This window comes from Qipengyuania polymorpha, assembly GCF_019711435.1.
Lineage (GTDB): Bacteria > Pseudomonadota > Alphaproteobacteria > Sphingomonadales > Sphingomonadaceae > Qipengyuania > Qipengyuania polymorpha.
On sequence record NZ_JAIGNK010000005.1, the window covers coordinates 36,970 to 62,593 of the forward strand.

The 25,624-nt window shown below is 62.0% G+C and carries 24 protein-coding genes and 1 tRNA gene; 6 read left to right on the forward strand and 19 right to left on the reverse strand.

Annotated features, from left to right (window positions below; all coding sequences use genetic code 11):
* Nucleotides 1–7 precede the first annotated feature (7 nt).
* Together virB11 and K3152_RS13445 are read left to right on the forward strand one after the other, a co-directional pair.
* Nucleotides 8–1,033, forward strand: coding sequence for a P-type DNA transfer ATPase VirB11 (gene virB11, locus K3152_RS13440; protein WP_221574648.1), 1,026 nt, complete (start codon nt 8–10; stop codon nt 1,031–1,033).
* 210 nt (nt 1,034–1,243) lie between these two features.
* On the forward strand, nt 1,244–4,201 hold the full coding sequence (locus tag K3152_RS13445) for a TonB-dependent receptor (protein WP_221574649.1): 2,958 nt from the start codon (nt 1,244–1,246) through the stop codon (nt 4,199–4,201).
* A 52-nt stretch (nt 4,202–4,253) separates the two neighbouring features.
* Here the strand turns inward: K3152_RS13445 and K3152_RS13450 are convergent, their stop codons facing one another.
* Nucleotides 4,254–5,012 carry a queuosine precursor transporter gene (locus K3152_RS13450; RefSeq protein ID WP_221574650.1) on the reverse strand — a complete coding sequence of 253 codons (759 nt, stop codon included), beginning with the start codon at nt 5,010–5,012 and terminating at the stop codon, nt 4,254–4,256.
* Between the two features lie 60 nt (nt 5,013–5,072).
* Here K3152_RS13450 and K3152_RS13455 point away from each other — a divergent pair.
* Together K3152_RS13455 and K3152_RS13460 are read left to right on the forward strand one after the other, a co-directional pair.
* Nucleotides 5,073–5,149: transfer RNA gene (locus K3152_RS13455), tRNA-Arg, on the forward strand.
* A 95-nt stretch (nt 5,150–5,244) separates the two neighbouring features.
* Nucleotides 5,245–5,655 (forward strand): hypothetical protein, encoded by a 411-nt coding sequence (locus K3152_RS13460; RefSeq protein WP_221574651.1) that lies wholly within the window; start codon nt 5,245–5,247, stop codon nt 5,653–5,655.
* An 854-nt stretch (nt 5,656–6,509) separates the two neighbouring features.
* Here K3152_RS13460 and K3152_RS13465 read toward each other — a convergent pair.
* The 12 genes from K3152_RS13465 to K3152_RS13520 form a co-directional block, all read right to left on the reverse strand.
* Nucleotides 6,510–6,695 (reverse strand): hypothetical protein, encoded by a 186-nt coding sequence (locus K3152_RS13465; RefSeq protein WP_221574652.1) that lies wholly within the window; start codon nt 6,693–6,695, stop codon nt 6,510–6,512.
* A gap of 2 nt (nt 6,696–6,697) precedes the next feature.
* Nucleotides 6,698–9,229 carry a coiled-coil domain-containing protein gene (locus K3152_RS13470; protein WP_221574653.1) on the reverse strand — a complete coding sequence of 844 codons (2,532 nt, stop codon included), beginning with the start codon at nt 9,227–9,229 and terminating at the stop codon, nt 6,698–6,700.
* A gap of 208 nt (nt 9,230–9,437) precedes the next feature.
* On the reverse strand, nt 9,438–10,748 hold the full coding sequence (locus tag K3152_RS13475; RefSeq protein ID WP_221574654.1) for a phage major capsid protein: 1,311 nt from the start codon (nt 10,746–10,748) through the stop codon (nt 9,438–9,440).
* Between the two features lie 134 nt (nt 10,749–10,882).
* Nucleotides 10,883–11,116 carry a hypothetical protein gene (locus tag K3152_RS13480; protein WP_221574655.1) on the reverse strand — a complete coding sequence of 78 codons (234 nt, stop codon included), beginning with the start codon at nt 11,114–11,116 and terminating at the stop codon, nt 10,883–10,885.
* The gene (locus K3152_RS13485; protein WP_221574656.1) at nt 11,116–11,421 is read right to left on the reverse strand and encodes a hypothetical protein; all 306 of its coding nucleotides are present in this window, start codon (nt 11,419–11,421) and stop codon (nt 11,116–11,118) included. The genes K3152_RS13480 and K3152_RS13485 overlap by 1 nt, the downstream gene beginning before the upstream one ends.
* Before the next feature lie 10 nt (nt 11,422–11,431).
* On the reverse strand, nt 11,432–11,746 hold the full coding sequence (locus K3152_RS13490; RefSeq protein WP_221574657.1) for a hypothetical protein: 315 nt from the start codon (nt 11,744–11,746) through the stop codon (nt 11,432–11,434).
* 157 nt (nt 11,747–11,903) lie between these two features.
* Nucleotides 11,904–12,755 carry a MarR family transcriptional regulator gene (locus tag K3152_RS13495; protein ID WP_221574658.1) on the reverse strand — a complete coding sequence of 284 codons (852 nt, stop codon included), beginning with the start codon at nt 12,753–12,755 and terminating at the stop codon, nt 11,904–11,906.
* Nucleotides 12,742–12,990, reverse strand: coding sequence for a hypothetical protein (locus tag K3152_RS13500; RefSeq protein WP_221574659.1), 249 nt, complete (start codon nt 12,988–12,990; stop codon nt 12,742–12,744). The genes K3152_RS13495 and K3152_RS13500 overlap by 14 nt, the downstream gene beginning before the upstream one ends.
* A gap of 178 nt (nt 12,991–13,168) precedes the next feature.
* Nucleotides 13,169–13,348, reverse strand: a complete 180-nt coding sequence (locus tag K3152_RS13505; RefSeq protein WP_221574660.1) for a helix-turn-helix transcriptional regulator — start codon at nt 13,346–13,348, stop codon at nt 13,169–13,171.
* Between the two features lie 96 nt (nt 13,349–13,444).
* Nucleotides 13,445–13,882, reverse strand: coding sequence for a hypothetical protein (locus K3152_RS13510; protein ID WP_221574661.1), 438 nt, complete (start codon nt 13,880–13,882; stop codon nt 13,445–13,447).
* Nucleotides 13,875–15,023, reverse strand: coding sequence for a tyrosine-type recombinase/integrase (locus K3152_RS13515; RefSeq protein WP_221574662.1), 1,149 nt, complete (start codon nt 15,021–15,023; stop codon nt 13,875–13,877). The genes K3152_RS13510 and K3152_RS13515 overlap by 8 nt, the downstream gene beginning before the upstream one ends.
* The gene (locus K3152_RS13520; RefSeq protein ID WP_221574663.1) at nt 15,013–15,225 is read right to left on the reverse strand and encodes a hypothetical protein; all 213 of its coding nucleotides are present in this window, start codon (nt 15,223–15,225) and stop codon (nt 15,013–15,015) included. The genes K3152_RS13515 and K3152_RS13520 overlap by 11 nt, the downstream gene beginning before the upstream one ends.
* Before the next feature lie 586 nt (nt 15,226–15,811).
* Between K3152_RS13520 and K3152_RS13525 the strand changes: the two genes are divergently transcribed.
* On the forward strand, nt 15,812–16,093 hold the full coding sequence (locus K3152_RS13525; RefSeq protein WP_221574664.1) for a hypothetical protein: 282 nt from the start codon (nt 15,812–15,814) through the stop codon (nt 16,091–16,093).
* A 16-nt stretch (nt 16,094–16,109) separates the two neighbouring features.
* Here the strand turns inward: K3152_RS13525 and K3152_RS13530 are convergent, their stop codons facing one another.
* Genes K3152_RS13530 through K3152_RS13540 form a run of 3 tightly spaced genes read right to left on the reverse strand, consistent with a single transcriptional unit; the run spans nt 16,110 to nt 19,917 of the window.
* Complete coding sequence (locus K3152_RS13530; protein ID WP_221574665.1) at nt 16,110–17,021, reverse strand: ribose-phosphate diphosphokinase; 912 nt, start codon at nt 17,019–17,021, stop codon at nt 16,110–16,112.
* A complete protein-coding gene (locus K3152_RS13535; RefSeq protein ID WP_221574666.1) occupies nt 17,018–18,559 on the reverse strand; it encodes a thymidine phosphorylase family protein in 1,542 nt (513 codons plus the stop codon). The genes K3152_RS13530 and K3152_RS13535 overlap by 4 nt, the downstream gene beginning before the upstream one ends.
* A complete protein-coding gene (locus K3152_RS13540; protein ID WP_221574711.1) occupies nt 18,556–19,917 on the reverse strand; it encodes an MBL fold metallo-hydrolase RNA specificity domain-containing protein in 1,362 nt (453 codons plus the stop codon). Before K3152_RS13540 ends, K3152_RS13535 begins: the two co-directional genes overlap by 4 nt.
* Nucleotides 19,918–20,076: 159 nt before the next feature.
* Between K3152_RS13540 and K3152_RS13545 the strand changes: the two genes are divergently transcribed.
* On the forward strand, nt 20,077–21,285 hold the full coding sequence (locus K3152_RS13545) for a L,D-transpeptidase family protein (protein WP_221574667.1): 1,209 nt from the start codon (nt 20,077–20,079) through the stop codon (nt 21,283–21,285).
* A 10-nt stretch (nt 21,286–21,295) separates the two neighbouring features.
* Here the strand turns inward: K3152_RS13545 and K3152_RS13550 are convergent, their stop codons facing one another.
* Genes K3152_RS13550 through K3152_RS13560 form a run of 3 tightly spaced genes read right to left on the reverse strand, consistent with a single transcriptional unit; the run spans nt 21,296 to nt 25,598 of the window.
* Nucleotides 21,296–22,456, reverse strand: a complete 1,161-nt coding sequence (locus tag K3152_RS13550) for an efflux RND transporter periplasmic adaptor subunit (RefSeq protein WP_221574668.1) — start codon at nt 22,454–22,456, stop codon at nt 21,296–21,298.
* The gene (locus K3152_RS13555; protein ID WP_221574669.1) at nt 22,453–24,816 is read right to left on the reverse strand and encodes an ABC transporter permease; all 2,364 of its coding nucleotides are present in this window, start codon (nt 24,814–24,816) and stop codon (nt 22,453–22,455) included. The genes K3152_RS13550 and K3152_RS13555 overlap by 4 nt, the downstream gene beginning before the upstream one ends.
* Nucleotides 24,813–25,598: an ABC transporter ATP-binding protein gene (locus tag K3152_RS13560; protein WP_345719816.1), complete on the reverse strand. Its 786-nt coding sequence runs from the start codon at nt 25,596–25,598 to the stop codon at nt 24,813–24,815. The genes K3152_RS13555 and K3152_RS13560 overlap by 4 nt, the downstream gene beginning before the upstream one ends.
* Between the last annotated feature and the right edge of the window lie 26 nt (nt 25,599–25,624).

Below are 25,624 nucleotides of genomic sequence, written 5' to 3' on the forward strand. Positions count from 1 at the left end.
GGCAGGCGTGAGCGCGGACATCCACCCCTTCCTGCCGGACGACAATCCGGAAGAAGACGCGCCCAATGTCGACCTGCACGGCGAGCGCAGCGTCTATCTCGAAGCATACCTGAAGCCCTTCGCCGAATGGCTGGAGCGCGACACGGTCACCGAAATCCTCGTCAACCGCCCGGGCGAAATCTGGGTCGAGGATGCGGCGGCAGGCGGGATGCAGAAAGTCATCCGCCCAGATATCGATGACCGCCTGATCCAGCGGCTGGCCGAACAGGTCGCTCGGGTCAGCCACCAAGGCATCAACCGCGAACATCCGCTATTAGGCGCTACCCTGCCCGACGGCGCGCGTGTCCAATTCTGCGGCCCTCCCGCGGCGCGCAAGCACTGGGCCATGGCCATTCGCCGCCATCGCCGCCTCGACCTTCCGCTCGACGCCTACGACACCGGGCCGCTCACTCCTGCGCAGCAAGGGCCGATGCCCGACCCGCAGGCCGAGCCGGTGGCTTTCTTACGCGAAGCTATCCGCCAGCGCCGCACCATCCTCGTTTCCGGCGGTACCAGCACCGGCAAGACGACCTTCCTCAACGCCATGCTCGGCGAGATCCCGAAACAGGAGCGCGTGGTGCTGGTCGAGGATACGCCCGAGCTCAAACTGCCGGGCGAGAACGGCGTCGGCCTCGTTGCGGTGAAGGGCGAGCTGGGCGAGGCCAAGGTGACGGCCAACGAACTGCTTCAGGCAGCCCTGCGCCTGCGCCCCGACCGCATCGTGCTGGGCGAGTTGCGCGGGGCGGAAAGTGTCAGCTTCCTGCGCGCCATCAACACCGGTCACCCGGGCAGCTTCTCGACCATTCATGCGAACTCCCTGCGCGGCGCGCTCGAGCAATTGTCGCTGATGGTCATGCAGACCGGCATCGGCCTCACGCGCTCGGATACCATCGCCTATGCCGCCAGCGTCATCGACGTCGTGGTGCAATTGAGCCGCGATTCCAGTGGCAAGCGCGGCATCGCGCATATTGCGCAGAGCAGCGAACTCCTCTGATGAAACCCACCATGTCGTAAGGGAAGGCAGGCGCAAGGGCGCCATGCCGTAACGTCAATTGCATCCTGTGAAATTGCTGCAATGCAACAAAGGGTCGCAGGGCAGCAGTTTTGCGCAAGAATAATGCGCAAAACCTTGCGCGCATACGAATGTATGATAGCTTGCCTTCAGGCCCCCGTCTGAGTGGGCTGAGGGAAGAGGAGAGGGATTATGAGGATCAGGGCCACCCTGATGGCGGGCATCTGTGCAGGTGCATTCGCAGTTCCGGCCTATGCGCAGGACGTCACCGGCGACAGCAGCGAGTCCGGGATCGTCGAAGAGACCGATGGCAGCCGCATCATCATCGTCACCGCGCAGCGCCAGGCGCAAAGCCTTCAGGAAGTGCCGATTGCGGTCAGCGCCTTCGATGCCGAAGCGCTCGAAGCGCAGCAGATCGAGAACAGCAGCGATCTCCAGCTTTCCCTGCCCAACATCACCTTCACCAAGACCAATTTCACATCGTCCAGCTTCACCATCCGCGGCATCGGCGATCTGTGCGTCGGCACCTCGTGCGATTCCGCCACCGGCATCCACATCAACGAAATGCCGCTGACCAATTCGCGTCTGTTCGAAACCGAATTCTTCGATCTCGAACGTGTCGAGGTCCTGCGTGGGCCGCAGGGTACTCTGTTCGGCCGCAATGCGACTTCGGGCGTCGTGAACGTCGTCACCGCCAAGCCCGACCTTACCGGGTTCGGTGCCGCTGCCGAATTCGAATACGGCAATTACAACAGCATCAAGGCCAAGGGCATGGTCAACGTGCCGATCGGCGATACGCTGGGCGTGCGCGTGGCGGGCTATTTCCTCGACCGCGACGGCTTCGTGAACAACCTCGTCACCGGCAACGATATCGACGACCGTAATATGTACGCCATTCGCGGCACCGTCATGTGGGAGCCGACCGCCGATACCCGCCTGACGCTGATGGGATATTACTTCGAGGAAGACGATGCGCGTTCGCGTATCCAGAAACAGCTCTGTAACCGCGACCCCACCGGCGTGCTCGGCTGTCTGCCCGACCGTCTCGGCAACGACGTGACCAACGCGAATTCGACGCTGGCCGGGGTGCTGGGCTCGAACGAACTGCTTGCGATTGCTGTGAGTCCGGCCTTCGCGCCGCTCGGTCTCGGAAGCCTCTATGGCCCCGACGCCTTCCAGAATGCGGTCAACCCCACCGACCTGCGCACCGTCGCCATCGATTACGAACCGACCTATTTCGCTCGTGAAGAAATCTATATGGCGACGCTCGAGCAGGACATCGGCGCGCTGACCGTCTCGCTCACCGGCGGTTATACCAAGAACCGCATCGACACGACCACCGACTACAATTTGAGCCAGCAGGATTCGCTCGCGAACAATCCCGGCCTGTTGGCGCTCCAGGCCTTTGCCGCCAGCCCGACGCTCGGGTTCGCATTTGCGCCGGTTGCCAACACGCTCATCCCGAACGGGCCGGCAGGGGGAGTATGCCAATCGGCGACCGATCCCAATGGCGTCGGCGTATTCGGCGGCAACAGCATCGGTTGCTTCGACACCAGCCTCAACTTCGACCGGTCCGAACAGGACCAGCGGCAGTACAATGCCGAAATCAACATCAGCAGCGACTTCGACGGGGCTTTCAATTTCCTCGTCGGCGCGAGCTATCTCGATGCCAAGATCTCGGACAACAGCTACTATGTGAACAGCTTCGGCCTCGATTACGCGGCCGGTATTCTCGGTGCTGCCGTCACGGCATCGGGTGCGACCGGAGGAACGCCGGTTTACCGCATCTCGCCCTTCTACCGGAACAACACGCCGGAGATGAACCTCACCAGCTACGGTATCTTCGGTGAGGTATACCTGCAGGCAACCGATCGCCTGAAGTTCACCGCAGGCCTGCGCTACAACAATGACGAGAAATCACTGCGTGCCCGCACCCTGCTTTATAGCGATGGCAACTCGACCGAGTTCAGCGGCGGCCAGGCGCTCATCGCGCCCTATTCGGCGCAGGACATCACCGATGCGCTGAACTATGCCGCAGCCGATTTCGACCGTGCGACGCCGGGCGTGCAGGAGTTCACCGAACGCGACGTCAGTTTCGACCGCCTGACCGGGCGCTTCGTGGCCGACTTCGAGCTGACTCCGGACAACCTGCTCTACGCTTCCTATTCGCGGGGCTACAAGTCCGGCGGTATCAACCCGCCGCTGTCGGTGGGGGCGGTCAACGAGACCTTCGCTCCCGAAGATGTGGACGCCTTCGAAATCGGTTCGAAGAATGTCTTCGGCAACGGCGATCTGGTCCTCAACCTGACCGGGTTCTATTACAAGTACAGCGGGCTGCAGCTCAGCCGCATTATTTCGCGCACCTCGGTGAACGACAATATCGATGCCGATATCTGGGGCATCGAAGCGGAAGCCATCGTCTCACCGGCGGCGAACGTGCTGGTCAATTTCAACGCCAGCTACCTCAATTCGGAAGTGTCCGAGAGCAAGCTGCTGATCAATCCGCGCGATGTCTCGGCAGGTCAGGACGACACCGTCATCATCAAGGACATCAGCCTTGGCAGCAACTGTGCGGTGACATCCGATATCGGCAGTGCAGAGCAGGCGAACAATTTCGTCAATTACGTCAACGGGGTAGTTTTGGGCGGTGTGTTGCAGCCCACCACGCCGATCCCCTCAACCAACACTACGGGCGCCTTCTCGCTCTGCCAGGCGTTATTCGATGTTGCTGCTGTGGGGGGAGCTGGCTTCGGCGGCATCACGGTGTCTTCGGGTATCCCGGTCGACATCCAGGGCAGCCAGCTGCCGCAGGCGCCCGAATTCAAGTTCTCGGTGGGTGCGCAGTACACGCATGAATTCAGCAACGGCATGAGCCTCGTGCCGCGCGTCGACGTGTCCTACCAGGGCGAAAGCTACGGCAGCATCTTCAACGACAATATCAACCGCATCCAGGGCTATGAAATCGTCAACGCCCAGTTGCAGCTGAACGGTCAGGACGAGCGCTGGTATGTACGCGGCTTCGTCCAGAACATGTTCGACAGCGATGCAGTGACCGGGCTTTACGTCACCGACCAGTCGTCGGGCCTGTTCACCAACATCTTCACGCTCGATCCGCGCCGCTACGGTGTCGCTGTGGGCGCGAAGTTCTAGGCGGACCTGTTAAAAGGGGGAGGGAGGGGCGGCCTGCGGGTCGCCCCTTTTCCTATGCGCGGGTGTCGGAATTCGCGAAGGGCGAGAAATCGGTGTCGGTATCGAAAATCTCGACCCCCTCGGCCTGTTTCAGCCTGCCGACCACGACATAGGTCACCGGCGTCAGGACCGCTTCCCACAGGACCTTGAGCGCCCAATTGGTGACCATGACAGTGAGCACCGCGCTGGTCTCCCAGATGCCGAGGAACGCGACGGGATAGAAAATCGCGCTGTCGACCGCCTGGCCGACCACGGTCGATCCGATCGTGCGGCTCCACAGCGCCTTGCCTCCCGTCCAGATTTTCATCCGCGCAAGGACATAGGAATTGACGAACTCGCCCGCCCAGAAGGCGATGATGGAGGCGAGCACGATGCGCGGGACGAGGCCGAAAACGCTCTTGTAGGCCTCTTGTCCGTCCCAGCCGTCGGCGGGCGGCATGGCGACGACGGCCCAGCTCATCAGCGCCATGAAGACCATCGCGGCAAAGCCCGTCCAGATGACACGCCGCGCGCGGGCATAACCATAAACCTCGGTAAGCACGTCGCCGATGACGTAGCTGACGGGGAAGAACAGGATTCCCGCGCCGAAGATGAACATGCCCTCGGGCGCGGGCCACCAGCCTTCGGGCCAGAAACCGACCGGGATGGCCGAAAGCTTGGCCGCGCCGATGATATTGGACAGCAGCAGCACGGTCACGAATGCAGCCATCACAAGATCATAGAAGCGGAAGCGTGGCTCGGTGGTCGTGGCTGAAGGGAGGGGCTTTTCCATAAGCCGCTGCCTATCGCCGATTGGCCTACACGCAAAGCCGCGTTATGGGCAGGTCGGCGCGCGCCCGTAGCTCATCTGGATAGAGCGCGAGACTTCTAATCTTGAGGCAGCAGGTTCGAGTCCTGCCGGGCGCGCCACTTTTGCGAAGTTTTGAGAGTTACCTTGGCTTAGCTAGGTAACGTATAGGTAACAATGCGCTGATGCGGCGCGCCAAGGATAGGGGCAGATTCGGATGGACCTTCAGACCTTTGTCGCTGAGACGCTTTCACAGATTGTCGCCGGGGTTGACGACGCAAAAAGATTCATAGCTGAGAAAGAGATCGAAGCCGAGGTAAACCCAACCCGTCGCGAAGCTGGGAGGGGGGCTAAGGTAGCCAATCCATCACCGGTGGAATTTGATGTGGCAATAACGGTCACAGATGCGACGGACGATAATTCGGCGGAGAAAGTAGGCGGCAAAGCGGGACTAATCAGCGTCCTCTCCCTTCAGGCATCCGCAGAGCTATCTTCGGGATCAGCGAGCGGTCGTAGTGAGACCAACGCTAGCCGCATCAAGTTCAGTGTAATGTTAGCGCAACCTGCACACGTGACCGAATATCCTAAGCCACGACTGCAAGAGGGCGGAAGCTGGAAAACAGCCTAAAAGCTAACCTCGCAAGCTGTGTTCGTCGCGCCCCTATGGCCGCAAGTCTGACATTTTCGATGGTCCCTCAAATTAGGAATAGAACGTTGACCACGCCGCCCAGCGGTTTCATCAGACATTCCTTAGCAGTGGAATTTGTTACCGTCGTCTATTTATCGCAAACTAAGCCACCTCTGCTCTGTTTCGCAGATACCCCGCAAGACTGCTCATTGACCAAACAATAAGCATTTCGACTAATCTCTCAGGATCAGTCGTCGCGACCCCAAGGAACCCAGAAAATACGACTCCAGCAATTGGAACTCCAAGCAGGGATTTCCATTCATCCGGCGGTATCCATCGGCCGAACTCAAAAAAGAAGAGCGCTAACGCGACAGTCGCGTAGTCGATAAAGTCCATCTGTCTCCTCTCAAATTCCCGTGGCTGGTATTTGCTACACAAAGACGGATTTCTTTTCAAAGTTGGCTAGATATTCACTTCACACGCAGTGACAGTCGCACCCCTGTGGCCACATTCCCGGCACTTGGCGCGATCCTCCAGGCTGGCAATCGACAACGGTGCGCGCCGCCTGTTTAGTTCCACCATCATCTCGACCGCATTGGCCTCGATAACGCGACCGCAGCCGCTGCAAGTGATGCGCAGGTTGTAGCCTTGGCGGGCGAACTCATTGACCGAATCGAGAGAGTGGCGGACCATGCTTCAAATGGAACATGGCGAGAACATTGGTCAATGAAGGATTGGCGCGACAAGGAGCCTCAGCCGGGGGACCGCTTCGCCAAACTGGAGTTTGCAGGGCTGTTGGTCTTGGCGCTTTTCTGCTTCGGAGTGGCGGTGTTCGTAGTGGTACGCCGCTTGCTCTAGTTTATCGTTGCGCCATCGCGCTCCATCGCCTCGCGTATTCGGCGGGCCGCGCGGGCAAAGCCCATGCCGATTGCTGCGCGAGGAAGGCCAAAAGCGATGGCCTCTTGCTCCACCGCTTCAAGCTGCTTTGCGAGGATTTCGGCAATCTCGTCATTGCTGAATTGGCTTGCGTCCAGTTTCATTCTCAAACCCCGTTCAGTTTGCGGCGAAGTTCGCGCGCAATCTGGCCTTCGCTTTTGCGGAAGCTATCCGCGTCGGGTGTGTTCACCGTCATATGGATCGGTCTCATGCTTTGCTGGCCCATCGGACCTTGAAGCATGGCGCTTGTTACGCCTGCCGTTTTGACCTTTGACCCGCGTGGGAGGTTCACAAGCTCCGGCCCGCGCTCACCGACAAGCGCCATGCCGCCAGGAGCAAAGCTAGTGCCAGTGGCGAAGCCGGGAATTGGAATGCCCATTGCCCCGGCTAGCGGCTTGATAACTGCTTGCTGAATTTGCAGCCGGATCAGGTCGGCAAGAATGCTTTTCACAACGCCGGAAACCGTGTCGCGCAAATTGCGGAAGTTCACAATTGCATCCGTCAGCGCATCATTAAGCGATTCAAGACCGCGAATTTTGATGCGGTCCAATTCCTCGCCAATCTGCGCGCCCGTCTTGCTTATCTCGCGCCCATAGCGTTCCGCGTCGGTTTCGTTGCGCCTTGCATCCTCGGCACGCTCTCCGGCCTCAATAGCCTCCAGACTGTCTAGGATGGCCTGTGCGCGCCTTTTCTCGGCATCGGCTGCCGTAGAGCTGGCAATGACCATCTCTAGCTGGTTGCGCCTGTATTCCTGCTCCAGTGCAAGAATCTCGGCAGCAATGAGCTTCCGCTCGGCCTGCGTGTTGGCCATGCTGTATTGAAGGTCCAGCTTGTCGCGCTCAATGTCCACGCGGGTTGCGGCCATGTCCGCTGCCTCGCGCTCCAGTTCCACCATGCGCTGATACTCCACCGCCGCTCGTTCGCGGTCGGCAAGGAACTCCACCGCTCCGGCAAGCTCGCGCTTTTGCGCTTCGTTGTAGTCCTCGTTAGCCTCAATCTCTTTCAAGGCCTGAAGGCGGGCAAGCTCCACGCTGCGCAGCTCCAGTTCAGCCCTTTCCTCCGCGCTGGTGGCAACCGCCGACATCGCGGACCATGTGCGCTCATAGAGCGCGCCAAGGTCGCGCTTGAACTGGTCCTCAATTTCCGCCTTGCTACGCCCGGAGCCGCGTGCATTGCTGCCAGTGGCGCTACCGCTTGAAGTGGAGGGTGGGACATACGAGTTGACCGGAGCGGGCGCGGTGATCTTCTTGCGCGCATCGGCAAGGTCTTTGTTTAGCTCTTCAAGCTGCGCTGCGAAGCCGTCCGCAAGGTCGCGAGCCTTGCCAACCTCGGTATCGCCTAGGCCCTGAATGAAGCCAGCCGTTCCGGCCACGCCGCCAGTCGTCGCGTTGCGCTGTGTGCGGGTGCGGATTTGCGCAAGGCGAAGCTCGGCTTTCGCCATCTGGAGCTTCCACCATACGGCATCGCGCTCCTGCTTTGTCATCTCGTAAGTCGCGCGGGCAGATTCCAGCGCAGCCTTGCGGGCCTCGCCGTGGGCGGTCGCAAGGTTGTCGGTTGCCTCCCTAAGCTTGTCAGTGACGCGCTTGTTAATGGCCTGCTGCTCGGCAAGTTTCTTCGCCGTGTCAGTGTGCAGCTTGCTGCGGTTTGCGACGAGGTAAATCACGCCCGCCACAACTGTCAGTGCGGCAATCCACGGTAGTGCCGTTGCGAGCACGGAACCTATCGCCGCTTTCAAGCCTGCGAGGATTGGAATTGCAGAGCCGCTTGCTGTGGCGGCCGCCGTCACCATCCCCCCAAAGGTTTTGAAGGCTGCAATGGCCGGGGCGATGATTTGCGTTACGCCGCCCACCGCAATGCCTAGCGGGCCTAGAACTGCCAACGCCGCGCCTACGCCTGCCGCTAGCTGGAAAGCAAAGGGGCTGGCCTTGGCTAGCTTGGAAGTGAAGTCCGCAATCGCGGTCACAATATTGGTCAGGCCTTCAAGCAGGCCGCTATTCACGAAAGCAATGGTTAGCTGCCGCGTGGCGCTCGTCATTTCGCGCTGTGCTTCGGTGTATTCCTCTAGCTGCTTTGCATCGCTGCTGGAGACAATCGTAGCCTTGCTGGCAAGCCTGTCGAACTCGCGTCCGCTTTCGGCCAGGAGCGGGATTAGGCCGCTGGCTTCGTCGGCAATGGACTCCATGTAGAAGACCATTTGCTCTTGCGAAACGCCGGCCTTCGAGAGGCTGTCATAGTAAAGCTGCAAGGCATCCTTGCCGCTTAGGCCCCGGAAGGCCTCGGCGGTCAGGTTAACCTTGGGCGCAATGTTCTCGAAAAAGTCGGCCATTTCGCCGCCGCCCGTGCTGGCAAAGTCGCCAATCTTGTCGCGGGTGTCTTTGAGAATGTCGCCTAGCTTTTCGGCATTAATACCAACGCCCACACTCGCGGCATGGGCAAGGCGCTGGAAGCGCTCAAAGCCCTCGCCAGCAAGGCGAGCCGAATTGGCCATGCTCTTGCTTTCCTGCGCCATCGTGCCTGCCGCGCGTCCAAAGGCCAACGCCACCCCTGCGATGGGCGCAGTGAGGCCAACGGTGAGGCTCTTGCCGATGTTCTGAAGGTCGCGGCCCATGCGCTTCATGTTGCGCTCCGACTTCTTCATCTGTTTTTCGGCAGCATCTAAGCCGGATTTGAACTCTCCAGAGTCCAAGCCCAAGCTGATTAACAGGCTGCCAAGCATGGTAGTGGCCAAGTGCGGAACTCCAATTGTTTAGGGGAATGGGAGAGGGGTCTCCTTGGGGGAGGACCGTTCCCCCTCTCCCACCCAGGAAACCCGGCGGCGAACCTTGCGAGCAGCCGCCGGGAAAAGGTTACGCAGGCGGAATAATGCCAGCGAGTTCGCAGAACGCCTTGGGCTGTGCGAGCTGCACATCCATGCGGGCATGAACCAGAATGCCGATCTGGCCGCTGTCAGCGTAAAGCTGGTCGAGAATGCGGATGTTGATGCTCTCGCGCATACCAAGGAACATCTGGCGAAAGTCACCATAAACCACGCTCGAAGCGTCGGTCGCCGTGCCTTGCGTGTCGTCGATTGGAGCCGCCGTGGTCGAAAGCAAAGGAACGTTCGAGACCATGCCGGGAACCCCAAGCGGATTTCCGTCTGCGTCCTTCAGCTTGGCAAGTTCGCGTCCCGTGCGAGGGTGATGAATGCCAGCAGTCGGGTTCGGCACGTTTGCCGCGTGCAACTCATAGATCGCATCGATGAGGCTGTCATAGTCAGCCAGAGCCGCGCCATTCGTGCCCATGCTAACGCTATTGATGCCAACCGTGTTCACAACGCCAGTCGGCTGATTGCTCGAACCGTCGCCCCATATTGCGGCGCGGTCCATCTCCAGCGCCATGGTCTGCGCAAGAGCGTTCTCGATCATTTCGCCCACGTTGAGGCTGTCCGCCATTAGTTCGCGCGAGACCTTCAAGATGCCTGCCAGCGACTTCGCGGTGAGCGTCACTGCGCCAAAGGTCGGATCGCCTTCAGCGATGCTCGCGTTCTCAGCGCGCCAGCCAATCGTCGGGTCGGTTTCGAGCCGTGCGATGGCAAGAGTCTGAGATTCCATCGGGACTGTGCGAGCGCCAGCTCGAACCGCCACGGACTGCGAGCGCAGACGGTCGATGAACCAAGAGGCGAGGGGCGTGGGGACGGTATAGCCGCCCGCGCTATCTGTGCCTTCAGCAAGGGCGCGGCGCTCGGTGTCGTTGCGTGCGCCAGTCACCATTGCTCGGACGGTATCGCCTAGGGCATTGCCGCGCTGTCGGGTGTCGCTAAATCGGTCGGTGTTTTCGAGCACGCGAACCGCGTTGCCCTTTTCATCGATCCACTCGCCGCGACCTTCGCCGCTCCAAGCGCGGGCAAAGTCGTTTGCTCCGTCATCGCTGCCGCCAACGCTGCCGTTCGATCCGGGGCGGCGGGCATTGCGCTCAGCCTCATCGGCGGAGTTCATCTGCTCTTCCTCAATGTCGAGCTTGTTTGCATCGAGCGAGCGCATGGCCTTGTCGTGCTGGCGTTCCAATTCGCGCGCCTTCGCCTCGTCGGTCTCGCTTTCAAGGTCGTGCAGGAGCGAACGGGCCTCTTCCATAATGGTGAGGCGGTCGCGTTCCAGTTCAATCAGCTTTTGGGTCTTCATCTATCCGTCCAATTCTTAAGGGCGGATCGATGCAAAAATGCCGAGGCCGCCCGTGAAGGGTGAGCGGGGAATCAGCACCCCGTGGGCCTCGGCATTGCCGGTGATTTTGGCGCTAGCACAAAACAAGAACAAAGTCAAGAATCCAGTGCGTCTTTCAACACTTGTTGCTCTAATGTGTCAGCCAAGTCGCGGAGCCGTTCGACCGCGCCGAAAGGGCCTAGCTGCTGTGCAAGGATCTCCGACAAAGCCGCGCCGGAGATGTTCGCAACCTCATCACGAGAAAGGTGCATGTGAGCGAAGCGGTCGAGAAATGCGGTCGCAATGGCGCGGGCCGCGATGGTGAATTGCTCATCTGTTTCTGGTCGCATCAGGTAATCTCCCCAAATTCGGTAAGTGCCCACGGATCGCCCTCGCCATCCCACGCTGCCATCACTTCATCGCGATAGAGCCGCCAATCGGAGAGCATGGCCTCGCGAACCATGGCTTGGTTCTCGTCGCTAAGCTCCCAGTAAAAGCCAGTCTGATTGCCAGGGACTGCTCCGGGCCAATCGGGGTGCATGAAGTAGCCGCAGCCAGCCAGTAGGCAGGTGCCGGGGCCGTGATGGAGTTCGCTTAGCTTGTGCTGGTCGAGGTCTTGCTTGCTGCGCTTCCGGCGCGTGCGATTGGTAGGCACTTTGGTTCTCCTATTCAGACGGGCGACCGGGGCCGTCCCGCAAGGGTTCGAGATCGAGGTTGAGGGCGCGCACGGCTGCGAGGAATCCGCTGCGCGCGTCTTTTTCGAGATTGCAGGCAGGGTTGAGCTTCACGCCGCCGTAGCGGTCGGGCACAAGCTCGCCGTGTTCTGCGATGGCAGACTGAGCCGCTGTCATTCGGTCCACGCATTCAGCCGCGCGGGAGAGAAGGGCGAGGCCCGCCGCGTCGGTGATCGCGTATTCATCCGCCACCGAGGTATAAAAGGCGCTGCCAGCGTCCCGCAGATGTTTGGGCGCGCTCAACATGATCTGGCATCCTTAGTTTGATTTTTACGCGTCTCCACCGCCGCCAGATTCCCTCCTGCTCGGAGTGATCGAAGCGCCCCCTTAGGGTGTGGTGGCCACCACGGCTTGTGTGGCGGTGCGCTCCAGTCGTGCTGTAGTTCGTTCATTGTCCTCTCCATCAATAGACCGCCATGTCTTCGGACAGGCGCAAGGCTTGCTGTGCGGTCGCGTCCATGTCGCCGCCCATGAAGGTCTCGAAAATGTCGGTGAGTAGGTGAGTGTATTTCGCCCGTTCCTTGTCGTGCAGGGCGTTGGGGTCGCGGCCTATCGCGGTGAAGGCCGTGTCGAGCTTGGAGACCTGTGCGCCAATGGGCAGGGCTTCCAGGTTGTGAGGTAGGTGAGCGTCGAGCGCCCATCGGATAGCCTCGGCTTTAGCCGCATCTTTTTCCTGTCGGATTGCATCGGCCACTCGCCAGACAGGTTCGTCATCCTCTGGCGGGAATGATGCATCGCTAAGACGCGCCGTTTCAAAGGAATTTAGTTTCTCTGTTTCTACAGAATCTAGTTCCTCCTTTAAGGAAATATAGTGTCGGCCAGTTTGCCTAGAGGAACCGCCATTCTTGCTATCGGCTTCACCAACTATCTCATGGGTCGGCTTGGCGGGTTCACCAACTATCTCGCCTGTTTCGGCGTCCACCGTCTCGCCTGAAGGTTGGTCAACTCGCCAACTATCATCGGCAGGATATTGGACGCGCAAGGTGAAGCGCCGCTTGTCCATCAGCTGCGGTTCGCGGGTCACATAGCCCTTGCTAATAAGGCGGGAGAGGCACTTGCTGAAGTTGGTGGGATCGGTGCGGGCGAGGGCTGCCAGCGTTAGGTTCTTCGCATAGCACCCGCCGCCTTTGCCCTTCACCGCGCTCATGCCATCGTGCAGGGCAATGACTGCCGCAACACGCAAGTCGAGCGCGGTTAGGTCCGTGTCTGCGATCATCGCGACCGGCAGGGTGGTGAAGGTTCTAGGCTTGCCCATTGGACTGCCTTCGGTGCAGCTCGCGATGGTGCTTCCGGCATAGCCATTGCACTTTCATCGGGCGGTCATAGTCCGGGTGATGGCCATCGGTTTCGGCCTCTCCGCAGACTTCGCACTTGCCGCGAGTGATAAGGCCGCGCCGTAGTGCCGAGCGAAGCGAAGCGTGCGCCCAGGTGGCCTTCGGATTGGCATTGCGCCACTTGGCTTGCGGTGTGGTTTTGGGCTTGTCGCTCATGCTGCCCTCCGGTCGCTTTGGACCTTCCACGGCCACGCCCAAAGGAGCATGGTGAGGCGGGCGCGCATGGCGCTATTCGCTTGCAAAATCGGGCGGTTTTTAGTAAGAGCTAGGGTGTCCGCTGCAATGGATACCGAAGCCCCTGCCTGTGACCCCAGGCGGGGGTTTTTCGTGTCCATTAGGCTGCTCCCAGCTTGTCTGCGATCCATTTTTCAACCGCCTCGGCACTATAGGCTAAGCGGTTTTGCGTGATGCGGATTGGAGCAGGAAAATCGCCAGCCGCAACTAGGCGGTCGAGCGTAGCGCGAGAGAAAGAAACCTCTTCGCAGACCTTCTTGGGGCTGAGGAGCCTTGCCATGTGTCGCCTCCTTTTTCTTGGGCGACACTTTTAATACTGATATTTTATGCGAGCGCGACCAGTCCCTTGTCCAAGAATTAGCCTATAACCCATGGACTAGCCGCGCTCGTGAACCTCTCTCCATACTTTGAGGCCAGCGAAGGCTTCTGACCTCTGGATGTCAAAGTGCTCGCACGCATCCTGAATGGCATTTTCAAGCTTGATGTCGCTTTCTGGGTGCTCGCTGATAAACTGGCCCCATGCCATCTTGCTTGCCCAATCGACCATGGCTTTGAACAATGGCGGCTGCTTCGGAAGCGGCCCTGTCTTTCCTTTGCGAGCGAGCGTTAGCCTTAGATCGTTGCTCTCTCCGTCTAACGCGTCAGCGAGAATTTGCCGGAGGGTTGGACTGAGTGCGTAGTCTGACCGCAAAACCTCTGCGAGATATGAAGTCGTTTCACTGTCGATTTTACCGCCGGTCAGCGCCAGCAAAACAGGCAAATTAACGTTGTCTGCCTCATCGTCGCCAGTCGATTGCAATTCATATTCAGCCATTGATCGACACCACATTGCCTCCACGGTCGCCATGCACTGCCCTGTCCACTTCCGCCGCCCAAGCTTCCAAAGCATGGCGCTTTTCGGGAGCATAGGAGTGAAGGGCATAGACCTGTCCTGTAACGCCTTGGACGCGGTGATTCAGGACGCGGGAAACCACAAGTTCGGGAATGCCGAGCCGGACCATGTGCGTTGCTGCCGAGCGCCTTAGATCGTGAAAGCGCCAAGGCTCTGCTAGGGCCATGTCCTTGCTCTCTAGCCATTGGTCGATTTGCGACTTGGCGCGCGCAAAGCCCCTCATGGGAGTGTTTGCGGAAGTCGAGAAAACGTAGTCCCCCACTTCTGGCATAGCCTTGATGATTTCCACCGCCGCAGGGGCGAGGGGAACAAGGTGGGCGCGCTTCGCCTTCGTATCGCCTGCCGAGAGCGTCCACGTTGCGTTGTCTAGGTCGAGGTCTGCCCATCGCATCCCTGCAACCTCGCTGCGGCGCTGTGCTGTCAGCAAGAGCAGTCGCGCCCATGGGCCGACCGGATAGCCTAGAAGGCCAGTCGCATTCCAAACGCGCGCGATTTCACCCATATCCAGAACGCGGTCGCGCGGGGTCTCGCTATTTGGCTTCTCGATGCGGTCGGCTGGCGAGTTCTCAATCCAGTCCTGCGATATAGCGTAGCCAAAGACTGTCTTGATGGTCGCCAGAACGCGGTTTGGCAGAACGTCACCTTCCAGCCCCGCAATAAGGTCGCGCACATCAGCGCGCTTTATCTCGCCTAGCTTGCGCCCTCGCCAATGAGGGTAAACGTGAAGCTCTAGCTGGCGACTGATTAGGGCAGGGCGCTTCTTGGCTTTAATCCATGCCTCGGCAGCCACCTCAAAAGGCCTGTCGATTCCTTCCGTGCTGCCATCGCGCTCTAGCGCCTCAATCATTGCCTCGGCAGCGTTGCGCGCTTGTGCCAGTCTCATTGCCGGATAAGTGCCAAGCTTCCGGTTTATCACCTTACCGCCCACACGGCGGCGCAAAGTCCATGTCTTGGCCCCGCCAGCGCCAACACGAAGCCGTAGCCCCGTCACCTTATGGTCGGCATGTTCTTCCTGTCCCTTTTCGGGCGGTTTGATTGCTGCGATCTTGGTATCAGTCAGCATTGGAAAGCTTTCGAAACTGGATGACATTGCTCTCGCGCTGTTTGTCGAAAGCATCCTGCGCTGCGAATTTCAGCTGTCCCGCTAGGCGTGCGCTTTGGTGTGCATCCAAGGCTAGCTCAATCAGCTTTGAGCCGCTTTGAATTTGGATCACGACAAACCTGCCGTCGAAGCTTGCTAGGGGTATCTCAGTTGCTATGTCCATCGGTCGTGCCCTCTATCCAGGGTTGCGATAGAGCCGGGGTGGAGGTTGCCGCCTCACCTCGGCTCGCCTGTTACCTTATCGGCAATAGGTAACATGCTAGGTAACTCAGCTTGAGGTAACATGCAAGCGATGGACAAAATGGAAAGCATAAACCGCAGAATTGCGGGCCTTTGATGGCCTATGGGAACCGTTAGACCTAACTTCTAATCTTGAGGCAGCAGGTTCGAGTCCTGCCGGGCGCGCCATTAGCGGATATTCGAATGGATCGATGGGTCTCGGCTCTAACCGACGCGGTTGCGAGAGCGCTCGAAGAGTGAGAGGAAATCTGCCGCGGGGATTTAAGCCATTCTTATGATCCGGCCGCCGGTCATCCAGAAATCCACTTGGGCGTCTTCAGCGATGGGGCTGTCATTTTCGTGAAGCGGGCCGGGGTTGCCGCCCTCTCTGGTCCCGCAGTTTGCGAGCCTCGCTTTCCTTCACCGCATGACCCTCCAGCGACGTTGTCCAGCAAGCGGCCGAAATACGCCGCGAGGTCAGTCCGCTCGGCCTTGTCCTTTACGGGCTCGATACGATTGTCGACGCCGGCATGTATGTCTTCATCGGTGACATCATCGAGCGGGCGGGGGCCTATGCTCCTTTTGCCTTTCTTCTCGCTGCGGTCGCCGCGGCCTGTACCGGTTTCGAGGATCTGGTGACGCTGTCCAGGGAAAGCCAGGGCCAGAGCCGCGCGACGCCCCGCGCGATCGTGCTGACGCTGCTTGTCGCAATGGTGCTCCACGTACTTGGCTCTGCGGTCGTGGTGATCGTTTTGTGGGACGAGCTGCTTTTGGCCGGCCCGGCTGCCGTCGTTCGGAACAGCGCCCGCTAGCTTTCGGTTCGCATCCTCATAAGCGATGGCGCTTCAGGTTGAGGGTGATGAGCTGTTCGGCCTCGGCCAGAAGCGGGTTCGCAATCCCGATCCGGTTGCTCGCATGCGGCACGCTGTCACTGCTCGCCAGCGCCTGTAGGCTGGCGGAGGAGGCGAGAGGGGCGGGAAGCTCGCCGTAGAGCGCGTGGACGGCAATGCAGACGGCGGCACGATCCGCCTCTTGTGCGATGCGCTCGACGATTGTTGCCAGCGTTCCCCCGCTCGACACGATATCGTCGACGACGACCGGCGTCATACCCGGTCGCAAGCCGCCGAGCGTCCCACCGATACGGACCTCGTGATCGCCGAGACGCTCCTTTTCCAGCACGGCGAAGGGCGCATCGAGCCTTGCCGCGATCCGCTCGATCCAGGGCGCGCTTTCGCTGTCGGGGCCGACGAGGAAGGGGCGCTCGACATGGGCTGCGATCCACTCGGCTATCGGCTGCGTCGCTTCGGCCGCGCGCGCAGGGATGGTGAAGATTTCATCGAGGCTCGTGATCCGGTGCAGGTGCGGCTCCAGCGTGACCAGCCAGTCGAAACGGCGCGAAAGGATTTCGGCAAAGACAGGGGCCGAGACCGCCTCCCCGGGCCTGAAGGCCTTGTCCTGCCGCATATAGGCTAGATAGGGAGCGATCAGCCCGACCTGCTGCGCGCCCTGCGCCTGCGCCGCCTCGGCTGCCAGCAGCAGGGTCATTACCCGTTCGTCCGGCCTGTCGAGGCTGCACAGGAACACCACCGCCCGGTCCTCGACACCCGTCTCGAGCCGGACATAGCTTTCGCCATCGGGGAAGCGGCGGCGTTCCACGTTACCTTCATCGAAGAGCCCGCCTGCAAGCATGTCGCTCGCAAGGCTGTCGGCAGCGTGAAGCGTGAACAGGAGTGGTTTCACTTGGCCCGGACCTCGATCAGATTGGTATTCGTTTGGTAGTAATCGATCGCGTAGTCGAGCTCGCCCCGGCTTTCACCATGCAAGGTGAGCAGCGGCTGCCCGCGGCTGATGCCATCGCCGAGATTGACGTGAAGCGCGACGCCGGCAGTGGGCGCTTGCGGTGCCCCGGCCAGCTTGGCGAGCCGCGCAAGGCGGCGGTTGTCGATATCAGCGACATGGCCCGGGCGTTCGCTTTCGATGACCTTGGTGAAGGGGGCAATGCCGGGGCGACGGAACCCGCCCTGGGCTTCGCAGATTGCCATGAATTTCGCCAGCGCGCGCCCTTCGTCGAGGATAGCAGTGGCTGCGCCAATGCCGCTGCCCGTAGCGCAGGCTCCTCCCATCTCGAGCACAGCAGCGGCGAGCCCCAGCGCCCTTGTGCGCAATTCCTGTGGCGCGTGCGGGTCGTTCTCCAGCACGGCCAGCACGTCGCGTGCCTCCAGCGCCGGCCCGATCCCGTCGCCGACCGGTTGCAGGCCATCGGACATGACAGTCCGCACTGTCAGCCCGAAGGCCTCGCCAACGCCCCGCATGAACATGGCAAGTTCATCCGCATCGGCGCGCGATCGCACCTTGGCGGTCGGCCCGACAGGAACGTCTATCAGGACATGGGTCGAACCTGCGGCAATCTTCTTCGACAATACCGATGCGACCATCTGCGAGGTGCAGTCGAGTTCCAGCTCGTGCTCGACCCGGATGAGCAGATCGTCCGCGGGGGAAAGGTCGATGCCACCGCCCCAGACCAGGCAGCCGCCTTCCTGTTCCACCACGCGGCGCATATCCTTAACGCCGAGATCGACGCGGGTCATGGTCTCCACCGTGTCGGCCGTGCCGGCCGGGGAGGTGATTGCGCGCGAGGATGTCTTGGGGATGGTCAGTCCGGCCGCGGCCACGATCGAGACAACGATGGGCGTGGTGCGGTTGCCCGGCAGCCCGCCGACGCAATGCTTGTCGACCACCACTTCGCCCGGCCAAGAGAGGCGCTCGCCAATCGCCACCATCGCGTGGGTCAGGGCTGTTATCTCGGTGCGCTCGGGCGCATGGCTGGCGAGTGCCGCAACGAATGCGGCAATCTGCACGTCGGAAAGCTTCCCGTCGACGATGTCGCGGAAAATGGCTGACGCGTCCCTTTGCGAAAGCCTGTGTCCATAAACCTTTCCGCGCAAGGCCCGCATCGAGCCGGTGTCGCGCGCATGATGCAGCGTCACCCCTTCGCCCTCGTCGAGGCGCAGCTTGTGCCAGGCGCTTTCCGACAGGCCGATACTGTCGGGCGCGACCATGCCGTTGTCGACCTGATATAAGCGCGCGACCGCTCTCTTCCGGTTGGCCCTGAGCTCGACGCGGGAGCGTCCGCTCAATCCTTCGGAACGGGCTACCGAACAGTCGCGGTGGACGATGGCTACATCCTCGCGCTGGGTGTGCAGGCCCAGTCGGCGGGCTGCCAGGGGCACCAATTCTCCGGGTGCTCCCAGCGCGTCGCGATTGGTGCTGTCGCTCATCCCAGCCGGACCGTTTCGCCGTGTTCGGGCACCCGTGCGTTCCAGCCGTAGGTCTGCGCAATCTCGAACCGCAAGCGATCTGCCGCACCTGCCTCGCCGTGGACGACGAAGCATTCGCCGGGCGGTGACTGGAAGCCGCCCAGCCAGCGCAGCAAATCGTGTTGGTCGGCATGGGCGGAGAGCATGTCGAGCGAGACCACTTCCGCCCTGATCGGGACCTGCTGGCCGTGGATCTTGACCGTCTCTGCCCCGTCGCGCAGCGCCGCGCCCCTCGTTCCGGCGGCCTGGTAACCGGCAAGCACGATGGTGCTCCTGCGGTCGGGCCCATAGCGCTTGAGGCGGTGGAGGATGCGCCCGCCGGTGACCATGCCGCTGGCGGAGATGATGATTTTCGAGCCTGGCTCGGTGTCGAGGCGCTTCGAATGCTCGACCTCGCGCGTGTAGATCACATCGTCCCACGCATCACGGCACTGTTCGGCGGTGAGCCGGTGATCGTCGGGGTGCTTGCAGAAGATGTCGGTCGCGCTGCAGGCCATCGGGCTGTCGAGATAGACCGGCACATCGGGCAGGGCGCCGCGCTTGCGGATGGCGTCGATGTGGTAGAGCAGTGACTGCGCACGGCCCACCGCGAAGGAGGGGATGATGACGCTGCCACCACGCGCCACGGTCCGCCTGATGATCCTTTCCAGTTCGTCCTGCGCGGAGAGATCGGGATGCAGCCGGTCGCCATAGGTCGATTCGACCAGCAGGTGATCCGCCGCGCGCAGCGGCTCCGGGTCGAACATGAGCGGATCGTCGTAGCGCCCCAGATCCCCCGAGATCACGATGCGCGTGCCATCGGCCACCAGTTCGACGATGGCCGCGCCCAGTATGTGCCCTGCGCGATGGAAAGTGATCCAGCAGTCCGGAGTGATATCTATGCGCTGCTTGAAGGGGTGCGGGACAAGCGTTTCCAGCGAGGCCAGCGCATCCTTGCGGGTGTAAAGCGGCAGCGGTGGATCGTGCCGGCTGAAGCCGCGATTGGCGGCGTAGCGCGCGTCTGCTTCCTGCAGATAACCGCTGTCGGGCAGCAGCAGGCCGCACAGCGCGCGCGTACCCTCGGTACAGAAGACCGGGCCGTCAAAGCCGTTGTTCACAAGGACCGGCAAATAGCCCGAGTGATCGAGATGGGCATGGGTCAGAACCACCGCGTCGATGCTGGCCGGATCGACCGGCAGGGGCTTGCGATTGCGTGAACGCAGGACTTTCAATCCCTGGAACAGGCCGCAATCGACCAGCACCCTGCTGCGCGAAGTTTCGAACAGGAACCGCGAGCCGGTGACGGTGTCCGCAGCGCCGAGGAATGTCAGTTCAACGATGGCAGGCCTCCAGCGATGATTGTCTGCCCGATTGCAGCCGAGTTCAAGTTATTCTGCAACCCGTTGGCGGCGATCGGCGCTCCTGCTTCGAGTTTGAACCTCTTGCGGTACTGGTCTAATCGCCTTGTCAACGCGTGATTGTCCACGCCGGAGGTCGATATGCTGTTACGCTTCCTTGTCCTGTTCCTTGCTGCCGCCCTGCTGGCATCCTCGCCCGCAGCGGCGCAGACCGGCTGGACCCCGGCCAAGGCGGAAAACCTCTTGCGCTGGATAGAGCGCGCGCCGGGAGAGGGTATTACGCTCCCCGCAGGAACCGATACGCGCCTGCGGGTCGCAATCGACAGCGGGGATCGAAAACGCATCGCGCCCTTGGCCGGGAATGCTGCGCTCACCTTGATGCGTGCCTGGCGCGGTCGGTGCTGCGGCTCCGAGCGCCCCGCCTGGTGGCACATCGACGGCAGCGTCGACGACGAGGCTTTGTGGGCCGGGCTCGAAGAGGCGCTCGCGGCCAACCGGCTCGATCTCTACCTGCGCTCGGTTCGCCCTTCGCATCCGCATTACGAGGCTCTGGTCGACGCTCTGGAGCGCGAAACGCATGCCGGTCGGCAAGCGGTGATACGTGCCAACCTGGCGCGCTGGCGCTGGCTTCCACCGCGGCTGGGGAAACGCTACCTGATGGTGAATATCGCCGCGCAGGAACTGACCTTGTGGGAGAACGGCAAGCCTCGCGAGCAATGGCGCGTCATCGTTGGCAAGCCGGTCACGCGCACGCCGGTCTTCACAACGCAGGTCAGCGGCGTGGTGCTCAATCCCTGGTGGGAAATCCCTTCGAGCATCGCTGCAGAAGGCATTGCCTCGCTCGTGCAGCGCAATCCGGCGGCGGCCCGGGCACGCGGCTATGTTTACCAGAACGGCCGCTATCGCCAGATGCCGGGCGACAACAACGCACTCGGGCGCATGAAGCTGGTCATGCCCAATCCCTACAGCGTGTTCCTGCACGACACGTCGAACCGCAAGCTTTTCGCCGAGGAAGACCGCTTCTTCAGCCATGGCTGCGTGCGCGTCGATCGGGCGCTTTCCTTTGTGGAAACGCTGCTTGTCGGCGACGGCTGGGATCCGGCGGAAGTCCAGGCCGAGGTGGCCAAGGACGAAACGCACACGATCATCCTGTCGCAGCCGATCCCGCTCTATGTGACCTATTTCACGGCGCAGGTCGAAAACGGGGGCGGGGTGCGCTTCCGGGAGGACACATATCGGCGCGATCCGGTCAGCCTCGCTCCCGAAGAGCGCGTTGCCCTTGCCCGGGCGGACCATCCGCCTGTGCTGCTCGGCGATGCCGCAACCGGATCGAAGAGCTGCAAGAGCTGAGGTCGCAGCGCTATTCGCGGGGGGCGACGCGCGTGCCGTCCTCTATGGTATTGCCAGGATTGAGGATTATCTCGGCATCAGCGGCAATCCCTCCCAGCACCTGCGCGTATTCATCGTTCATCCGGCCTAGGGTCACGGTCGTGGCCCTCGCGCGTCCATTCTCGACCGCGAATACCTGCCAACCGCCATCGGGTCCGCGAAACAGCGCCCCGATGGGCAGACGCAGCGCGTCCTCGGCCTGCCAGAGCGCGATGGTGGCGTCGATCTGGTAGCCGTGGCCCAGCCGCACGCCCTGTGCAGCCGAGCCCTCCTCGAAGCCGATGATGACATTGACCCGCTGCTCCTCGATGCCGAGTGCGGAAATGCGCTGCCGCCCGAAAGGCTCGATACGCTCGACCTTGCCGATCAGCGGATCCGGGCCGCCCCATTGCGAGATTTCCACCCGCATCCCCGGCTCGACGCGCACCGCCTCGCGCGAGAGCAGGTCGACGACGACCTCGATACTGTCGGGGTTGCCGAGCGTCACCAGCGGCGTCCCCTCGGTGATGACCCCTTCGCTTTCGTTGAGAACCGCCAGCACCTCGCCGCCCGAGGGCGCACGCACGCCGACCGCCGCGCCGCTGCCAAGGCCGCTGGGATCGGCCAGCATGGCATTCAGGCGGGCAATCTCCGCCCGGGCCTGCGCCTGGGCCGAACGATCGGCGGCCACCCGCGTGCGCGCCGCCTCCAGCTGCGCGCGCGGCAGGAAACCGCGTTCGAAAATGGCTTCGGCGCGCGCGAGGTCGCGGCGCGACTGGGCAAGCGCCGCGCTGGCACCGCCCTCGGCCGCCTGCGCCGCAGCCAGCGCGCCGCGCATTTCGGCACGCGTGCGCTGGTCGAGCGGGCTGGAGGGACGCCCCGTCATGCGCGTGATCAGCGTGCCGGGCGCGACCTTGTCGCCGGGCTCGAGTTCGATGCGGGACAGGTAGCCGGTAACGGGAGCGGAAACGATGTAGAATTCCTCTGCCCGGGTTACCCCGTCATCGGTAATCCCCACCGTCATCGCGCCGCGCGAAACCTTGGCCGTGTCGACCGCAACGGCTTCCGGCCACATCGCGTAGAGCAGGCCTGCCAGCATGATCGCCGTGGCGAGCAGCGCCCAGCGCCATCGTTTGAGGCGCTCCATCATCATTCGCGTGCCTTCAAGACGCGGACCATATCGAGCCGCATCACGCGTCGTGCCACCGTCACCGCCGTCAGCATGGCTGCGGCCAGCACCACGAGGGCAGCCTTGGCATAGGTTGCGTCGGCGGGCGCGAAGGGCAGGCGGAACAGGTCCGATCCGAACATGTGCAGCATGAACTGGGCGAGGGCGTATCCCATCAGCAGGCCGACCGGGACCGATATGGCCACCAGGAGCGCGATCTCGCCAATGAGCACGACCGCGACCTCGCGCCGGTGGTACCCGAGGACCCGCAAGGTCGCGAGTTCATGCGCGCGCTCCGAGAAAAGGATGCGCGCGCCGTTGTAGACCACGCCGACAGCAATGGCCGAGGCAAAGGCGATGTAGAAGATGATCATCGTGTTGATATTCCCGTCTATCATCTCCTGGAACCGTGCCATCTCCAGATCGCGATCGCCAATGCTCAGCACCACCGGCATCGCCTTGAGCGCCGCGAGGATATCATCTCGGTGCGCCGGATCGATCAACAGCAGGGCTGCTCCGACCGGAGCACTATCGCGGGCCAGCGTATCGAGAGTGTCCTGGCTTGCATAGGCCCGCGCGCCGATGAATTCATCGACCATCGCGCCAACCGGAAGCATGGCTTCGGTGCGGCGTCCGCCCAGCATCTTGACGCGGACGTTGTCGCCCGGACGGACCCCCAGCTGGCTGGCAAGCTGGCGGCTGAGCATGAGACCGCCCGGCGGCATGGCGATCAGGTTCCCGTCCTGGTCGATACGCGCAGAGAGCATGGCATCGGGCGCGATCGCCTCGAGCGCGGTGCGCTCCACCCGGTTGGCGTGGCTCATCTCCACCGGCAGCGCGCGGACCGGCTCGACGCGCAGCACGCCGGGCATCTGCGCCAGCTCGAACAGGACGTCCTCGTTCCGCGCCTCGGTGAAGGTCACGGACAGGTCCTGCTGCTGCGAACGGAAGAAATAGGATGAGAGCATGTAGTTGCTCGAATCGATGAAGCTCAGCGTGGCAAACAGCAGCGCGATCGACAGGCCGACCCCGCCCACGGTCATCGCCGAACGGGTCGGCCAGCGCGCGATGTGCCGCACGATCATGTGCCCGATGGCGGTGAAGCCGGCCTTTTCCCCGACCCGCTCGACGAAGCCGGCGCGATAGACCGGCGGCGGGGGCGGCGACATGGCCACGGCTGGTGTCAGGCGCGCTGCCGACCAGACGCCGCTGACGGCGCCCAGCGCGGCCGAACCCATCGCCAGCGCCCCTGCGCTCAGGAAGACGCCGGGAGCAAAATGAAACCGCAGGAAGGGGAAGTGGTAGTATTCGCCATAGAGCTCGGTCATGGCGCGCCCCATCCAGATGCCTGCTGCTGCGCCCAGGGCAGTGGCCAGCAGGGCGATGGCGAGGGCAAACTTGAGGTAATGCCAGGCGATTGCGAGGCCCGAATAGCCGAATGCCTTGAGCAGCCCGATGAGCGAGCGCTGGGTGCGGATCATCCGGCCCAGCACGACATAGACGAGGAAGGTCGAAACAATCAGGAAGATCGGCGGGATCACCTGCACCATTGCTTCCAGCTGGTCGAGTTCGCTCTCGAGGAAGGCGTGGCTGGGATGATCCTCGCGGGTGTAGGCACCTGCGCCGCCATAGGGCGCCAGGATGCGGTCGATCGCGCGAATGACATCGGCCTCAGATGCGCCGCGTTGCAGCTTGACCGAGAGGGCGTTGATCGCCTCGGTCCGGTCGGTTGCGGCTTCGAGCGCCTCCTCCCCCATCCAGAAGACACCGAAGCGCGTGTCATCGGGCACGATGTCTCCAGGTGCCAGCGCATTGACGTAGTTGGGCGCAAGACCAATGCCGACGACCCTGAGGCGCTGCATCCGGCCGTAGATGATGGCGTCGAACTCGTCCCCCGGTCCAACCTCATTGGCCAGTGCAAAGGCTTCGTCGGCCACGACTTCGCCCGGCTGCCCGGGCATCGGCATGCGGCCGGCTTTCAGCGTGACTCGGTCGAGCCTGTCGCGTCCGCGCTCGTCGACCGACTGGAGGAGGGCGCGCACGGCCTCGCTGCGGTCGGGAAAATCGAGGATCGCATATTGCAGGATCGACCCCTGTGCCTGCTGCACGCCTTCGATCTGCGCCACCTCATCGACCACGCTGCGCGGGGCGCGGGTCATGGAGGAGAAAACGTCGCCGAAATTGTTCTGCGCGTAATAGGCCTCGCGTGTTTCGTAGAGCGAACGATGGACACCCATGGACAGGATGAAGGTCGCCGATGCCGCGGCCAGCACGATGGCGATGGCAAGGGCCTGTCCCCGCATGCGCCACAAATCACGCACGAGCTTCAGGTCGAGTGCCTTCACCAGCTGATCTCCGCCGGGCTGATCCGCCGCTCATTGGTCTCGATCCTGGCAATCGTGCCGTCGAGGAAATGGAACACGCGGTCCGCCATGGCCGCGATCCCGGCATTGTGCGTGATGATCAGCAGGGTGGTGTCGAGCTCGCGGTTGGCGGCCTCCAGCGTTTCCAGCACGCGCACGCCCGTCTGGCTGTCGAGCGCGCCGGTGGGTTCGTCGCACAACAGCACACCGGGCTGCTTGGCGATGGCGCGCGCCACGGCGACACGCTGCTGCTCACCGCCCGAAAGCTGCGCCGGGTAGTGGTGGCGACGCTCGGCAAGGCCGACAAGCGCGAGGGCCTCTCCCGGATCCATCGGATCATCCGCGATATCGGTCACGAGACGGACGTTCTCTTCGGCGGTGAGCGAGGGGATGAGGTTGTAGAACTGGAAGATGAAACCGATCTGGGCGCGGCGGAAGCGGGTGAGATCGGCATCGTCCAGCGCGGAGAGTTCGGTGTCCTCGTAATGGAGGCTGCCCGATGTCGCGCGATCAAGCCCTCCGACGATGTTGAGCAGGGTCGACTTGCCGCTTCCGGAGGGCCCGAGCAGGACCAGTATCTCGCCCTTGCGGATATCGAAATCGACGCCGCGCAGCGCATGCACCTCGGTTTCCCCGGTGACATAGATCTTGCGCAAATCGCGCCCGGTAAAGGCGGTGCGCTCGGCTTGCGCAGGGGAGGCGGTTGCGTCCGGCGGCATGGCTTTGCGCGCCAGCTTGCCCGAACCGCGCTGCGGGGTAAACACATCTGTCGCAGCGGCCCTGCTCCTTG